This window comes from Sulfurospirillum multivorans DSM 12446 (genome assembly GCF_000568815.1).
Lineage (GTDB): Bacteria > Campylobacterota > Campylobacteria > Campylobacterales > Sulfurospirillaceae > Sulfurospirillum > Sulfurospirillum multivorans.
The window spans coordinates 586,646-601,131 of record NZ_CP007201.1; the positions used below are offsets into that span (position 1 = coordinate 586,646).

The following is a 14,486-nucleotide window of genomic DNA, read 5'->3' on the forward strand; positions in this document are numbered from 1 at the left end:
AGCTTTGAAAAAATATGCTAAAATGGACTTATTAAAGATCAATAAGGAGCATAGGATGAGCACAACAGTTACCATTAAGTCATCGAAACGAAGCGGTAAACCTTGCATTAGAAATTTACGAATTACGGTTTATGATGTACTCAATATGCTTGCAAACGGTATGAGTTACGATGAAATTTTAGAAGACTTCCCAAAACTGACTAAAGAAGACATTTTAGCCGCCCTTGCTTATGCCGCCGATAGAGAGCATAAAACGCTTACGGCAAAACTCAGTGCATAAACTCCTTTTTGACAATAACATCTCCCATCGTGTCTTGTCAAAAATAGCAGACATCTTTCCCAATTCTTTACATGTAATGCTCAAAAACCTTGACGAATCAACCGACTTGGAAGTATGGCGATATGCAAAAATTCACGGCTTTGCCATCGTTACCAAAGATTCTGATTTTAACGATTTGGCAATTTATCGAGGGATTCCACCTAAAATTATCTGGATTAAACTTGGAAATTGTAAGGTTGATGCTATCGCTACGGTGTTGCGAGAGAATTATGAGAGCATTGTAGAATTTTTAGAAGATGACGTGAGTGCTATTTTGGAGATATGAAAAGTTAAATAGGAATTTTACTATGTCGATGAAATATACTTACAAATTTCAACAAGAGATCCAAAATAGAAAAAGAGAATCTGCACATGGATTCTCAAATCAAAAATACAAATTCTTTAATAATCCTTTGAAATATTTTTTTCTAGCTATTGGTGCAATAATCTTAGCTTTTAGCATATTTAATCCTAATTTTTCTTCTGAAAAAAGTACCAATCCCAAAAAAGAACAAGTTCTACCCTTACCTAATAATGGACAAATACAAATTTTTACAGATAAGGAATTGCTTGCTCCTTTGGGAATTATCGCTTCTTCAGATAAAAATTGTTTTTTTAAATTTTATGACACTAAAGAAAATCTAGTTTTTACTTTATTCGTAAGGAAAAATTCTTCTATTAACTTAAAAGTTCCTTTAGGTGAGTATGTTGTCAAATATGCTATTGGTGATGAATGGTATGGCGTTGATACGTTATTTGGATTTTCTACTAATGTCTATGAATTTAACAAAAGGCTACTTTTTTATCGTGAAGGGACAACCATAAACGGGCATACCTTAACATTGAATGAAGTCTTAAATGGGAATCTTCCTAAAAGAACTATATCCAAATCAAGTTTTTAGTCTTTATACATACAAAGGAATCAAATGAAAAAAGAATATGATTTTACCAATGGTGTTCGAGGAAAGTTTCTTCACAAAGATGCTACGTTTGAAATTCCCGTTTACCTTGAACCCAAAAATGAGATATTTGTGCGTAAAATAGCTGAAGAAAAAAAGATGACACTCAGCGAAATCGTCAATCAGCTGATTACAAAAAATAAAGAGATTATTTCACTTGCTGGAAGTCGGGATTAAAAGTTAAATACTAATTTTCATTAATTTAGACCTTATGGAGTTATTATGATTGATAAGATATCTTATAAAAAAAATCCTTTGTATTTTGAAGAGTTATATCCCAATATATGGATCATGGATAATCACAAGTGGGCATATTACGCATGGGAAAAATATTTCCATGAGAATAAATCAATACCAAACACATTAGTTCATCTTGATTTTCACTGGGATGCTGTTAGTGATTTTCATCAGAGTGATGAAAAACAAGATTTATCATGGTTTTTTAAGTTAAGCCTAGAAGAAATAAAAAAACTAATCGCAAAAAATACATATATAAAATTGGATTCTTTTATAGCACCGGCATTAATAAAAAAATATTTTAAAAAGATTCATTTTAATTGTTTTCAATACGATGAGGAAATTGGGTTTTATCATCCAATATTAGAAGAGTATCAAGTTTCTCAATTTGTTCATGAAAGTATAAACGATCTTGTTAGTGCGATTCAACCAAATACTCCTATTGTCTTTGATTTTGATATAGACATCTTTAATCGTTCTGATCAAATGTATGACAAAGGAGACTTATGGTCTGAAGCTGATATAAGGTCATATCTTAAAAGTTGTGAACCTTTGATTTTAAATGCAAAAGTAATTACAATTTCCATGTCTTATGGTTATTCAGGAGATTCTGATGATACAAGATATTTAACCGAATTGGTATTATCATCAATAATAGATATGAAACAGAAGACATAACAATTGACTGAAAAAATAGTTAGTATAAACATAGGGCTAAACATTAAAATTTAGCCCACCTTCACTCCTCCTCAACCAACCTCTGTCGAATCCCCTGCAACTCTTCTTTCCGCTTGTCATCCGTTTCGGGGTAGTGCATATCAAGCGCCTTAAACGTATCCAAAAGAATGTTAGAGATGATAAGACGAGCATTTTTTTTGTCATCAGCAGGTACTATGTACCATGGGGCGTTTTTGGTGCTGGTTGCGCTGAGGCAGGATTCGTAGGCGTGCATGTACTGTTTCCAGTATTTTCGCTCTTCCAGATCTGCAATGCTAAATTTCCAATTTTTGTTGGGTTTATCGATGCGTTCAAGAAAGCGTTTTTTCTGCTCATCTTTGGAGAGATGGAGGAAAAATTTGATGATTTTCGTGCCATTTCGGTGGAGATGGTTTTCCAAATCAGTGATAGAGCGGTACCTCTCTTTCCAAACCGTCTCTTCATCCAGCACGCTATCGGGAAGTCCTTGCCCTTGCAAAATCTCAGGATGCACACGAACGATGAGCACTTCTTCATAATACGAACGGTTAAAAACGCCTATCTGCCCACGCTCTGGAAGAACACACGTCGTGCGCCAGAGAAAATCATGCTCAAGTTCAGCGGCAACAGGGTGTTTGAAACTGAAAACCTGACAGCCTTGAGGGTTGATACCTGAGAGAACATGCCGTATAACGCCGTCTTTTCCTGCCGCGTCCATCGCTTGAAAGATCAACAGTATGGCGTATTTGTTGGAGGCGTAAAGCAGTTCTTGCAGGTCGCTTAACTCTTTTACGCCCTCTTTGAGCGCATCTTCGTAGTCCTCTTTGTCTTTGTAAAATGGTTTAACAAGGGTAGGGGACTTTTTAAGGTCAACCTTTGCGCCCTCGTGCACGAGAAAATCTTCTGTTTTTAGTTTCATAATTCATCTTTGTCCTTACATGTAAAGTCTAAATGGGCTATTGTAAAGCACTCTCAACTTCTATCTTCTCATCGCCCACTTCAATAATCTCGCCTGAGACGATTTTAGCGCGTTTTCTAAGCTCAACTTCACCATTTCGTTTAACCTGTTCCTCTTCAATGAGCATCTTAGCTTGCGCGCCACTCTCTGCAACTCCTGTCACTTTGAGAAGTTTAAATAACTCTATGTATTCTTCTTCTAATTCAAATTTCATTGTATTCCTTTGTTTCTCACCATAATACCCCAATCTATCTTTACATGTAAACGTTTACGAGAGCTCTTCAAGCAAGAATTTTGGCGCATGAAGTGCTAGTTCTTTATACTGTGGTGCAGGGTCGATGAAGTCTATCTCCATCTCATAAATTTGCATCAAGTCTTTAGATGTGACAATGACTTCAAGTGCCTTTTTTAAAGCGCTTAGATGCTCTTTCGAAAATGCTCCACCTGCCAAAGAATCTTGAATAAGCAAAGGATTTTTAGACATGCCCAAGGCGATGTCAAAGATGTCACGGGTATTGCCTTTGTCGCCTCTGAAACGAATCTTTTTAGAAAGAATCTCTTCAATACTTTCAATGTAAACATTTTCAAATCCCCACAAGTTTGTGCAAACACGAGGTGCATTTGTGCGTGGCGTTGTTTCAAAAAACTGTATCTTTTCACTCGGGCTAAGATGTACCTCCACATAATGCCCCGGAAAACGGATGTCATACTTTACATGTAAAGATGCAAAGTAGGCGCGTATGTCGTTTAAGGTGTTAGAATTGTCGATGAACAGGTCGATGTCGGTGGAGTAACGATGCTCCCAATAATAAGCACTCAGTGCCGTTCCCCCACCCAAACTCGCATCTTCATAAATGCCGATGGATCTCAGCGCATCGATAGCAAGAGCTAACATGTTGGCTTGTTTGGAAAAGTCATACATGTGAAAGTTCCTGAGTAAGTCTTGCTTCAAACGAAGAAAATGCGTCAAGCTTCGCAAACGGTGAACCGTGAAAGAGATGTAAAAATGCCTTTTGGGTTGTGACTTTGTGTGAAAAAAGTTGTGCTAGTGTTTCGTCATCGTTTAGTTCACGTACCAATTTAGCAAAGGCTACACGTTCTCTTGATGTAAGTTTGGCATAGCTTTTTTTGGAGAAAAGCTTGAAAATCTCATCATTTTTAAACTGCTCAGTCTCTTTAATATTGCGATTGAGAAGGATCAAAATGGGTCTTGGCACGCTTTGTGTGATGGCTTGAAGGGCACGTTTTGCATCGGTGTGTTTGATGAGCAAATAGAGTTTATGCTTGGCATGTTCAGGCTTGCTCCACTCTTTAAGCGTGCTTCTAGGAATGTTTAAAAGTTTGAGGGCTTCGCTTTCTTGCATGATGTGCTCCTTTGTGTGAAATTATAGCCGAATATCGTCTATAAATCAATGAATATGTAAGCCTCATAAAAGTCAGTTAAATTGCATTAATGGAATTTTGGTAAAATGGCTATGCGTAAAGCATGGCTTAAAGGAAAATGGGGATGGATAGAAACCGAAGACTGGTGAATTACTCGCTCTTAGCGCTTACGGGGACGGGTGTGTATTACACGGTCGGTACGATGTTCCAGTCCTTAGAACCACCCAAAAAAGCACTCCTTGATGCGGCTACTTACATAGATACAACGTCGTTACCGCTCAATGAAATTGCCTATTTTTCGTGGCAGAAAAAACCACTTTTTATCCTCAAAAAAGATGCTTCGCTGACTCTCGATAAAAAACGAGACATTAAAATTGGCGACTATTATTACACGTTGATGGTTGGGATTTGTACTCATTTGGGCTGTGTTCCTAAGTATGATGCTGCCGTTAAACGCTTTATCTGCCCCTGTCATAACGGGCATTTTGATTACAATGGCAACGCACTCTCTGGCCCTGTCACAAAGCCCTTAGTCATTCCTCCTTTTAAAGTGCAGGATGAGACGATTATCGTCGGAGAAATAGGTGAGGCGTACCTCCAACTCCTTGAGGCGGCAAAAGCATGAATGCGAAACTCAAAAACTTCAATATTTTACTCTATAGCGGCGCTATCATGGTGGTTTTGTGCCTTTTGATGTTGGTTTCGGGCATTTTCCTCTCTATGCATTATATCCCCGATGCGGAGAAAGCCTTTGAAAGTGTCCATACAACCATCATGCAAGAAGTCAATTACGGTTGGTTGTGGCGAAAAATTCACGCGGTTGGCTCAACCTTTTTCTTTTTACTGCTCTACATTCATCTTTTAGGCATGCTCTATTTTGGGTTTTACAAACACGGAAAAACGAAGTATTGGTACAGTGGCATGGTGCTTTATTTTTGCTGTATGGTCATCGGTTTTACGGGATATGTGCTTCCGATGGGGCAGATGAGTTACTGGGCGGCGCAAGTCATCACCAGTTTGTTGGAGTATATCCCAGGCGCAGGTGAGGACATCGTGCTGTGGGTTCGAGGCGATTTTAGCGTAAGTGGCATTACGTTGTTGCGCTTTTACACTTTGCACATTGTGGTGATGCCTTTAAGCATTGTCTTGATGATACTGGTGCATACGGATTTTGTAAAGTGGTACGCGACCACGAAGCTTTCATGGAATCGCAAAGGCTTACATGTAAGCAAAGAGGAGCGTTTTAGTAAACACGACATCACCCCAAAAGAGCCAAAACCATTTTTCTCCAATGCCGTTTTAAAGCCATTGTTGGCATGTACACTCTTTTTGGCACTCTTTTTTTATTGCGTCTTTTTTCATGATTACCTAGCGTTTGATGCGCTCAACCTCACCCCTGCGAATCCGAGCGATACCCCTTCCCATATCTATCCTGAGTGGTATTTTTTATGGATGTTACAGTTGCTTAAGAGCTTTTTCTTTGACATCTTGATGATTAAAGGCTCGTACATCGGTATGGCTTCCTTGGTCGTGGTGAATGTTGGGCTTTTGCTGATGCCACTGTTAGACAGAAATCCTCGTCGCATTCCTGCACATCAGCGCCCTTACTTTTTAGTGTGGTTTTGGGCATTGGTAGTCTCTTTAATAGGGCTTACGATTTTAGGAAAATTACCAAGTTCGACGCTTACTTTGTGGATAGGGCTATTCTTCTCCACTGTGCTGATGGCACTTTTTTTCATTTTGCCATTTCTTTCTGGGAAGGAGTCTCATGCCAAATCTTAAAATTTTTGCGGCAATCGTGATGTGCGTTTTTGTCCTTGTCATTGGGCTTGAGTGGTTGCCAAAACAGTATGCCTCACAGAGTAACATTGTTGTAGAACAGACACTTAAAACACATACGAATGAAGAAAAAGCGATTTACGAAAAAGAGATGAGCCGACGTGATACCATCGGATACAGCATTGTGGGGTATTTTCTTTTGCTCTCAGCGCTTTTATACCTTAAAATTGCTCTGCAACGCTCCAAGCCAACCGAGTAAACAAACACTTTACATGTAAAGATTAGGGTTTCTTTTTTCCATCCAAAATCACGTCGATTATCATCGCAAAAATACCTAAAGTAATGAGGGTAAATGCCCATGAAAAACTCTTGGTGATAACGTATCCGACAATTAAAATAGCGAGTGCTGTCGGAACTTCATTGTAAGCTCTGAAAAATTTTCCACTTTTAGTGCAGGTGTCATTAGCAAGTTCCAAACGGTACTTTTCGAGTGAAAACGAGTAGAGTGTGAGCGCAATGAGTACCGTAAACTTCGCATAAATCCATCCACCGCTTGAGAGCAGTTGTGGGTCAAACACTATCATGCCAAGACCACTGGCTAAGGTTGCCCAAAAGGCAGGAAGCCCAATGTACTTATAGATTTTGTACTCTTGAATTTTCACAACTTCCACAAACTCTTTTTTTTCTGCATGCTCAACATGATACACAAAAAGCCGTGGCAAGTAAAATAACATCGCCATCCACGACATCAACGCTATAATGTGAAAAGCAAGAATCCATTTATAGTGTTCCAACATCTATCCTTTTTACATTTTACAGACGCATTATAACACCACAAACTTACCCTAAACTGGCTTTACATGTAAACGCCTCAAACCTCCTCTAAAGTGAAACTATTCTACAATGCCGACAAAGACACAAAGGATGCCAAATCATGCCATTTTCTACCCTCAAACTCTGCCCTCAAATCCTCCAAGCGCTTGCTGAGGTTGGCTATACACAACCAACTTCCATTCAAGAAAAAGTGATTCCGCTTGTGTTGGAGCGAAAAGACATCATGGCAAGAGCCCAAACAGGAAGTGGTAAAAGTGCTTCGTTTGTGCTACCGATGTTGGAACTTTGGAGTGCAAGCAAAGGCGAGGGTAAAGCGAAGATCAAGGCATTGGTTTTAACGCCTACGAGGGAGCTAACCGTACAAGTCGCGGAGGCGTTTGTCACCTTTGGAAAATTCTTACATGTAAAGCCCAAAGTGGTCAGTGTCATCGGTGGGGAGAAGATCGGTGAGCAACTCTATGACATTCAACAAGGGTGCGACATCGTGGTTGCAACTTCGGGGCGTCTGCTTGACATTATGAGCAAAAAGCAAATCGATCTTTCTCGTGTCGAGTTTTTTGTGCTCGATGAAGCAGACAAGATGCTTGACCTTGGTTTTGAGCAAGAGTTAGGCTCTATACTTGAGGCGTTGCCTGCCAAACGACAAAATCTTCTTTTCTCTGCGACCTATCCCGAAAAGATGCAAGCTATTGCTTCCAAGATAACCAAAAATGCTGTGGACGTGAGCATCGAAGCCGAAGCGCCAACAGTTGAGCTTATAAAGCAACGTGCTATCGAGGTCAACAAAGAGAACCGTGCACCACTTTTGCGCCAGTTACTACGTGAAAACAAATGGGAACTGGTTTTGGTGTTTATGGCAAACAAACGCGCCGCCGATAACATCGCCGTGAAGTTTCGTAAACATGGCTTTTTAGCGGAATCATTTCATGGAGATTTACTTCAAGAAGACCGTTCGTGGACGTTGAAGTCGTTTAAAGAGCGCAAGATTCGCGTTTTGTTTGCCACCGACATCGCTTCGCGTGGGCTTGACATCGATGATGTGAGTTGTGTCATCAACTTTGATTTACCGCGTGCAACGGAAGACTACATTCACCGTATCGGACGAACGGGACGTGCAGGCAAAGAGGGTTTGGCGATCTCGTTTATAGACCATGAAGACAAGGCGCATTTTGCACTGATTCAGAAACGGTGTGGTGTGAAGCTTGAAACAGAGCAGATCAAGGGTTTTGAGTTAGAAGGCGTTGCTCCCCAAAAAGAGAAGGGAAGTGCGCCCATCAAGGGAAAACGCAAGAGTAAAAAAGACAAGTTAAGAGAAGCACAAAAAGAGGGTGCAAGCTCCTAAGAGCCTGCACCTAAAAGAGCATTAAATAAAGATAACAGACATAACATAAACGATTGCAATGGTCACAAGTCCTTGTACTAAAGTTGCCATAGTAAATGCCTTGTACGCGGTTGGAACATCCATTTGACTGAAACGTGAGACAACCCAAAAGAAACTATCATTTGCGTGACTGACCGTCATCGCTCCAGCGCCAATCGCCATAACGGTGAGAACTTTACCCATTTCACTGTCTAATCCTAAACTTGCAAGAAGCGGATACATAATGGTCGAAGTCACCACCAGTGCCGTTGTTGAAGAGCCTTGCGCGGTTTTAAGCGCTGCTGCGATGATGAAGGGCACAAAGATACCAAGGCTAAGGGTTTGAAGCGTTAGCCCAAGGTAATCACCAATGCCACTGGCTTTAAGAACCGCCCCCAGCGCACCACCCGCTCCTGTGATGATGAGAATCTCACCTGCATTTTTAACACCTTCACCGACCCACCCTGCTAAACGCTCTTCGTCCCATTTTGGAAGTAAAAGGCTGGCAAAAAGCACACCGACTAAAAGCGCATTGGCAGGGTGACCTAAGAAAACAAAAAATTTATAGATAAACGTTTCACTAGAGCCTTTAAAGGCGAGCTTTGCGATACTTTCTATTGCCATCAAAAGAACAGGGACAAAAATAGGCGCAAAAGATTTGAACGCACTGGGAAGCGTGCCGTATTTGGCTTGGACTTCGCTGTCTTTTTCCAAGTCAATATCAAGGTCTTCGCCACTTTGATACAATGGGCCTCGTTTGATCGCCCAAAAATAACCTGCAAGCATCGTAAAAATAGCGACAAACAGACCCACGAGAATAACAAGACCAAGATTTCCAACCATCAAGTTACCCGCCGCCGCAATAGGGCCAGGTGTCGGAGGAACCAGCGTATGGGTGGCATAAAGCCCCGTTGCGAGTGCGACACTCATTGCCACACCGGAGACTTTAAGCTGTTTGACCATCGAGCGCTTGAGTGCGTTTAAGATGACAAATCCGCTGTCACAAAACACAGGAATCGAGACGATGTAGCCGATGATGGACATCGCTAGAATTGGGCGCTCTTTACCCACAAGTTTAAGAACAACGTTTGCCATTTTAATCGCAGCGCCACTTTTTTCCAAGATGACACCAATGATGGTTCCAAGCACAATGACGATACCAATATACGCTAAAATGCCGCCAAAGCCTGATGTGATGGTTTTTGCGATGTCGGCGTACTTCATACCGACACTAAACGCGATTCCATACGCCGCAATAAGAAGGGCAATAAAAGGGTGCAATTTCCATTTGCTGGTTGAAAGTACGATAAATCCTATCGCTACGAGTAAGATAACGATTAACATTCTGACTCCTTCGTGAGTTTTTTAACTTAAACTATATGCTTAAATTTAAACAGGTAATTATAGTCTAAAAGGAGTCATTTGAAGACGAAAAAACGTAAAGAATGAATCGTTTACGTTTTTTACATGTAAAGGTTTTAAGCGACGATAGCAGCTTTCTTAACTTCGAGTCTATCGTACATATCGAGGATATTGACATAATGTTGATGTAGGCTAACATCGATGAGGTACGCTTTACCATCTAAGATGTTTAAGGCATGTTCGACTTTTTCTTTGCCAAAGATGTCCCAAAGGGCACTTTCATACTCAGCCCAAACCAGTTTTTGCTCTCTCAAAGAGAGGATTTCGCAGAGAAGTTTGCTCATAGGGTTTTGACTAAAAGAGAGCAGCATTTGAGCCTCTTCGTAATTTTCCAACAGCAGATGCACTTGCGCTTTAAGCTCGATCATCTGAAAATTTTGCTCGAAAATCACGCCGATGTATTTTTCCATATTGAGTGAATCTTCCAGCGGTTCGATCGCTTCAAGCAAGGCTTCGTGGTCTTCTTCTTTGAAGTTGAGCACGCTATGGCGTATGAATTTACCACTGTTTCGGTTTTGATAGACCATATCTTCGATAGGGTAAACCTCGGAGATGCTAGGAACGAGCATATGGCATGAATAAAAGTCTAAGTAGGTGTATTCACGCAGGTAAATCTCTTTACCCATTGATTTGACGATGTCGCATAAAAAAGCGTACTCCGCTTCGCTTCCCTCACCCTTGTAATCCCATGGTGCATACTCAAAACTTTTGATAGCATTTAAAAAGCCAAAGCCGATTTTACCGTTAGAATCGATGAAGTGAGCTTCAAGGTTGAAAGTGTCGCCTACGATGCTCATGTCAAACGTTGGCATCTCAAACGCGTCAAGATTTTCAACGCCTCGTCCTTGCATCAGCTCGCTCATGGTGCGCTCCAAACTGACCTCTAAAATCGGGTGGGCGCCAAAGGAGACAAACAGCGTGCCATTGCGTGGGTTAATGAGCGAGATAGCCGTTACGGGGAACTTTCCACCCAAAGAGGCATCAAGCACTTCAACGATGAAGCCTGCTTTTCTAAGCTCAGCTAAATCAGCCTGAAGTTTAGGAAATGTAGCGATGATCGCTTCGGGGTATTTTGGAAGGGCATACCCATTTTGGATGATCTCAATTTTGGCATGACGCTCAAAGATCTCACTCAGCGCCTGCACTTTCGCTTCATCAGGCGTGTTTCCGCTCGCAAGTCCGTTACTGACATAAAGATTGCTCAGAATGTTGAGGGGAATGTAAACCTCTTCTTTCCCAAAAAAGCTCTGAAAAGGGAGTGCCACAATTTTGTCCAGATAGTCACTGTTGAAGTCGACCAAGTCTTCGTGGCTCATTTCATGGGATGGATTATAGATTACATGTAAAGAAGGATTGAGGTACTCACCACCAAATTCAAACACCTTTTGGTCAGGGTAATAGGCACGATTTGGAAGGTGAAAATCGATAAAACAGTTATTGGTTTGAAGGCGTTCGATGTACTCGCCAAGTGCGCTCGCTTTAGAAGCAAGAGAAAGTGTGCCTTTGCCGTTAGAGTAGATGTGATTAGGCGCTTCGATGGAAGCTAAATTGACCGAGTAGCAGTGTGTAAGGGGATGCTTCTCGGTTGCAAATTTCATGCCACAACCAAGGTCTTTTAAAATTGTTTCCATTTTTAAAATAGAAGCTTCAAGGGGTGCATTTTTTGAGAGAATATTCATAATGTCATAATTCCTTTTGGGTGTAACGCGATATGGTAAAATGGGTAAAAGTTGAGTAGGTTTAGGAAGTAACGTGGTCACACTAGAAGTTTAGAACTTCCATTGTGACCACGTTAAAATCAATTCGAATGGTGGAGCTGTGGGGGATTGAACCCCAGTCCAAAAATAGCCACCTATGACGTCTACATGCTTAGATATTGTTGATAGTGTTTAATTTTGCTTCGTACAACAATCAGAAAACTACGCAAAACGAGCCTTTAACTTCGCTGCATGTAAAGGCGTTCATGCAGTATATCTATCATAGCTATGATACTTCCCAATCCTCCTTAGATAGCATTAAAGGGAGAAGCAGTCCTTATGTATTAAACTTATGCAGCTAGTGCGTAAGCAGGACGATAGTTACTGTTGTTAGCAGTTATTGATTGAAGGTTGTGTAACGGAAGACCCTCACTTCCGACATGCAGCCATAAGCTAAAACTACTCCTGTCGAAGCCATGTCAGCCCCATTCGAGGATACGATTTTACCATAATAAATAGGAAACTTTGCTATAATCCGCAAAAATATAGAAGGATTTTGTTTTGAAAAGATTTTTATCGTATCTTTGTGTAGCACTTTTGGTCTTATTGATGCAAGGATGCGCTTCTCGTACACCTCCCGCTTCAACGGTTACAACCTTTGCCAATGAAAAGCCAGATACTACCAACCCGAAACTTTCTAAGCTAGTTGGTAAAAACTATATCAAGGGAATTGTTCGCTCTTTGAAACAAGAGGCAAATTCGCAATTATGGAATTATGAGATTGATGGTATTGATACAACCAATGGAAAATTACCTTATGTGAACTTCAACCACAAAACAGTTCTTGCAAACGAGGGGGATCTCGTTTATGCTTCGTTTGATGGTATGCGTTTAACGGAGATGTTTGTGATCAAAGAGGGCTTTTACAAAGGTGGAAAACGTAATACCTACACACCGCCTGTTAAGAAAAAAAGCACCAGTACCAGTAAAAGTAAAAGCAGCGATGATGGTGGTGCAGGAAAACGTGACAAAGCGCACCAAGTGATAGGCGTTCCAAAAGAAGAGACCATTAAATTCTAAAGGTTTACTTTTGTTAACCGATCGTTTACTTTGAGTTCCTATACTTCTCTTAGCGAATTTCATATTTTCTTCTGAAAGTGAAGACTCAAAGGGGCGATCCGCCAAGCGTCTCTTTGAAACCTTTCTCCAACTCTATCGTAAAAATAGCTCCCCCATTTTCATTTCGTGCTTCAAGTTTTCCTCTCATACTTTTTTCAATGATCAGTTTTGCCATATAAAGCCCAATGCCTGTGCCTTCATTTTGCTCTTTGGTGCTCACATAAGGCTCAAAGATCTTCTCAATAGGCACTATCTTTATTCCCCCACCATTATCTTCAATGCTAAGACGTACCATTTGTTCGTCACTTCCAAGGCTAATGGTAATTTTACCACCTTGTCTTTCTGAAGTGATGATGGCATCTTTGGCGTTAGAGAGAAGGTTGAGAACAACTTGTTCGTACTCACTTTTGTAGCCTATGATAAATTCATCGTGTAAGATATTGACCTCTATTTCGATCTCTTGATTGGTAATAGACATAGCAATGATGCGCAAAACGTCGTCGATAGACGTTTGAATGCTAAACATTTTTTTGTCTTTGTTGGGCATAAAGAAATTACGAAAATCATCGATGGTGTGGGACATATACTCGACAATGGTTTCTGCTTCAACGCATTTAATCTCCATTGCTGTTTTATCGAGCTTGTCCATATTGTATTTTAGTTTGAGCGTCATTAAAAGGGCTGAGAGCTGTGAGAGCGGTTGTCGCCATTGGTGTGCGATGTTGCTGATCATCTCTCCAAGGGCGATAAATTTGGATTTTTGGATGAGTAGTTGCTCTTGTTCGCGGTTTTTCTTGATCTCTTCTGTTACACGACTCTCTAGTGTTTTGTTGAGGTTTTCAAGCTCAAGTGTTTTTTGCTGAACCTGTTTATGGTAAGTGTTTAAAAAGCGTTCGATCCGTTTGCCTAGCATGACGGCAAAGGTATTGGCAATGAGTGCAAAAAGAAGAAAGATGATGATCGCTGATGTGATTTCAAGCTCCATCTTTTTTTTAAAGGCTGCTTTAGCGATGTCGATCTCTTTGTCAATATCATCGGTGTAAGCGCCTGCGGCAATGATGATATTCCACTCTTTGTAGAGCTTAAAGTAAGAGACTTTGGGGCGAATGATGTTGCTATCAGGTTTTTTGTAGATGTATTCGACAAAGGAGTACCCTTTTTCGTGAATATCTTGCAAAAATATTTTACGAAATGCCTTACCATTTTCATCGGTATACGCATCGGAGATGTATTCACCTTCTAAATCAGGACGATTGGGATTGATGAGCATTTTGGCAAACTTGTCTCCACCGCTCATATGTTCAACCTGATACACAAAAATATAGTTGTGCTCTTGCCCACCGTAGCGAATATGGCGTATCCAGTCATACACCTCATGATGTAAAGCCTCTAAGGCACTTGGCTCCATAAGGTTTGTTCGGCTCTTTTTAAATTCGATAAATTCAATAATGGCATCCACTTCACGTTTTAGAACATTACGTTTATTTTCAACGAATGTTTTTTTAGTATCTTCGATCTGCGCTTGCAAAATCTCATACTGCTTGGTAATGAAAAAATACCCGTTAAAAAGCATGAGTGAGCTGATAATAAAAATGGTACTAACGATAATGATCGTAGAGATATTGCTCTCTTTAATAATCTTCACAAAAAACTCCCACAGTGACTGCTATAATAATGAAAACGAAAAAGAATCATAGTCATTCTTTTGAGAAATGTAAAGGGT

General features: G+C 40.6%; 18 protein-coding genes and 1 other RNA gene. 10 read left to right on the forward strand and 9 right to left on the reverse strand.

Annotated features, from left to right (window positions below; genetic code table 11):
- The first annotated feature begins 55 nt into the window (after positions 1-55).
- From SMUL_RS03015 to SMUL_RS03035, 5 genes are read left to right on the forward strand one after another with little or no spacing between them, the layout of a single operon-like run.
- A complete protein-coding gene (locus SMUL_RS03015; protein ID WP_025343787.1) occupies positions 56-280 on the forward strand; it encodes a DUF433 domain-containing protein in 225 nt (74 codons plus the stop codon).
- A complete protein-coding gene (locus SMUL_RS03020) occupies positions 273-605 on the forward strand; it encodes a DUF5615 family PIN-like protein (RefSeq protein WP_025343788.1) in 333 nt (110 codons plus the stop codon). Before SMUL_RS03015 ends, SMUL_RS03020 begins: the two co-directional genes overlap by 8 nt.
- Before the next feature lie 22 nt (positions 606-627).
- The gene (locus SMUL_RS03025; protein ID WP_025343789.1) at positions 628-1,221 is read left to right on the forward strand and encodes a hypothetical protein; all 594 of its coding nucleotides are present in this window, start codon (positions 628-630) and stop codon (positions 1,219-1,221) included.
- A gap of 24 nt (positions 1,222-1,245) precedes the next feature.
- Positions 1,246-1,455 carry a hypothetical protein gene (locus tag SMUL_RS03030; protein ID WP_025343790.1) on the forward strand — a complete coding sequence of 70 codons (210 nt, stop codon included), beginning with the start codon at positions 1,246-1,248 and terminating at the stop codon, positions 1,453-1,455.
- 45 nt (positions 1,456-1,500) lie between these two features.
- A complete protein-coding gene (locus tag SMUL_RS03035) occupies positions 1,501-2,193 on the forward strand; it encodes a peptide arginase family protein (RefSeq protein WP_025343791.1) in 693 nt (230 codons plus the stop codon).
- 61 nt (positions 2,194-2,254) lie between these two features.
- Here the strand turns inward: SMUL_RS03035 and SMUL_RS03040 are convergent, their stop codons facing one another.
- From SMUL_RS03040 to SMUL_RS03055, 4 genes are read right to left on the reverse strand one after another with little or no spacing between them, the layout of a single operon-like run.
- A complete protein-coding gene (locus tag SMUL_RS03040; RefSeq protein WP_025343792.1) occupies positions 2,255-3,130 on the reverse strand; it encodes an ADP-polyphosphate phosphotransferase in 876 nt (291 codons plus the stop codon).
- Positions 3,131-3,167: 37 nt separating this feature from the next.
- Positions 3,168-3,383 (reverse strand): RNA-binding S4 domain-containing protein, encoded by a 216-nt coding sequence (locus tag SMUL_RS03045; RefSeq protein WP_025343793.1) that lies wholly within the window; start codon positions 3,381-3,383, stop codon positions 3,168-3,170.
- A 54-nt stretch (positions 3,384-3,437) separates the two neighbouring features.
- Positions 3,438-4,091 (reverse strand): nucleotidyl transferase AbiEii/AbiGii toxin family protein, encoded by a 654-nt coding sequence (locus tag SMUL_RS03050; protein WP_025343794.1) that lies wholly within the window; start codon positions 4,089-4,091, stop codon positions 3,438-3,440.
- Positions 4,084-4,533, reverse strand: a complete 450-nt coding sequence (locus SMUL_RS03055) for a hypothetical protein (RefSeq protein ID WP_025343795.1) — start codon at positions 4,531-4,533, stop codon at positions 4,084-4,086. Before SMUL_RS03055 ends, SMUL_RS03050 begins: the two co-directional genes overlap by 8 nt.
- Before the next feature lie 143 nt (positions 4,534-4,676).
- Between SMUL_RS03055 and SMUL_RS03060 the strand changes: the two genes are divergently transcribed.
- The 3 genes from SMUL_RS03060 to SMUL_RS03070 are packed head-to-tail and all read left to right on the forward strand — an operon-like array spanning position 4,677 to position 6,590.
- Positions 4,677-5,177 (forward strand): QcrA and Rieske domain-containing protein, encoded by a 501-nt coding sequence (locus tag SMUL_RS03060; protein ID WP_025343796.1) that lies wholly within the window; start codon positions 4,677-4,679, stop codon positions 5,175-5,177.
- A complete protein-coding gene (locus SMUL_RS03065) occupies positions 5,174-6,334 on the forward strand; it encodes a cytochrome b (RefSeq protein WP_025343797.1) in 1,161 nt (386 codons plus the stop codon). The genes SMUL_RS03060 and SMUL_RS03065 overlap by 4 nt, the downstream gene beginning before the upstream one ends.
- Positions 6,321-6,590, forward strand: a complete 270-nt coding sequence (locus SMUL_RS03070) for a hypothetical protein (protein WP_025343798.1) — start codon at positions 6,321-6,323, stop codon at positions 6,588-6,590. The genes SMUL_RS03065 and SMUL_RS03070 overlap by 14 nt, the downstream gene beginning before the upstream one ends.
- A 22-nt stretch (positions 6,591-6,612) precedes the next feature.
- On the opposite strand, the gene hemJ is transcribed toward SMUL_RS03070, so the two are convergent.
- Complete coding sequence (gene hemJ / locus SMUL_RS03075; protein WP_025343799.1) at positions 6,613-7,125, reverse strand: protoporphyrinogen oxidase HemJ; 513 nt, start codon at positions 7,123-7,125, stop codon at positions 6,613-6,615.
- Between the two features lie 140 nt (positions 7,126-7,265).
- Here hemJ and SMUL_RS03080 point away from each other — a divergent pair, with 140 nt between their 5' ends.
- The gene (locus tag SMUL_RS03080) at positions 7,266-8,507 is read left to right on the forward strand and encodes a DEAD/DEAH box helicase (protein WP_025343800.1); all 1,242 of its coding nucleotides are present in this window, start codon (positions 7,266-7,268) and stop codon (positions 8,505-8,507) included.
- A 21-nt stretch (positions 8,508-8,528) separates the two neighbouring features.
- Here SMUL_RS03080 and SMUL_RS03085 read toward each other — a convergent pair whose 3' ends face one another.
- The 3 genes from SMUL_RS03085 to ssrA form a co-directional block, all read right to left on the reverse strand.
- On the reverse strand, positions 8,529-9,869 hold the full coding sequence (locus SMUL_RS03085) for a GntP family permease (protein WP_025343801.1): 1,341 nt from the start codon (positions 9,867-9,869) through the stop codon (positions 8,529-8,531).
- A gap of 134 nt (positions 9,870-10,003) precedes the next feature.
- Positions 10,004-11,626 (reverse strand): YcaO-like family protein, encoded by a 1,623-nt coding sequence (locus SMUL_RS03090; RefSeq protein ID WP_025343802.1) that lies wholly within the window; start codon positions 11,624-11,626, stop codon positions 10,004-10,006.
- A 129-nt stretch (positions 11,627-11,755) separates the two neighbouring features.
- Positions 11,756-12,131, reverse strand: a transfer-messenger RNA (tmRNA) gene (ssrA, locus tag SMUL_RS16935).
- A 74-nt stretch (positions 12,132-12,205) separates the two neighbouring features.
- On the opposite strand from ssrA, the gene SMUL_RS03095 reads away from it, so the two are divergent.
- Complete coding sequence (locus tag SMUL_RS03095; RefSeq protein WP_025343803.1) at positions 12,206-12,724, forward strand: hypothetical protein; 519 nt, start codon at positions 12,206-12,208, stop codon at positions 12,722-12,724.
- 85 nt (positions 12,725-12,809) lie between these two features.
- On the opposite strand, the gene SMUL_RS03100 is transcribed toward SMUL_RS03095, so the two are convergent.
- The gene (locus SMUL_RS03100) at positions 12,810-14,408 is read right to left on the reverse strand and encodes a sensor histidine kinase (protein ID WP_025343804.1); all 1,599 of its coding nucleotides are present in this window, start codon (positions 14,406-14,408) and stop codon (positions 12,810-12,812) included.
- Positions 14,409-14,486 lie beyond the last annotated feature (78 nt).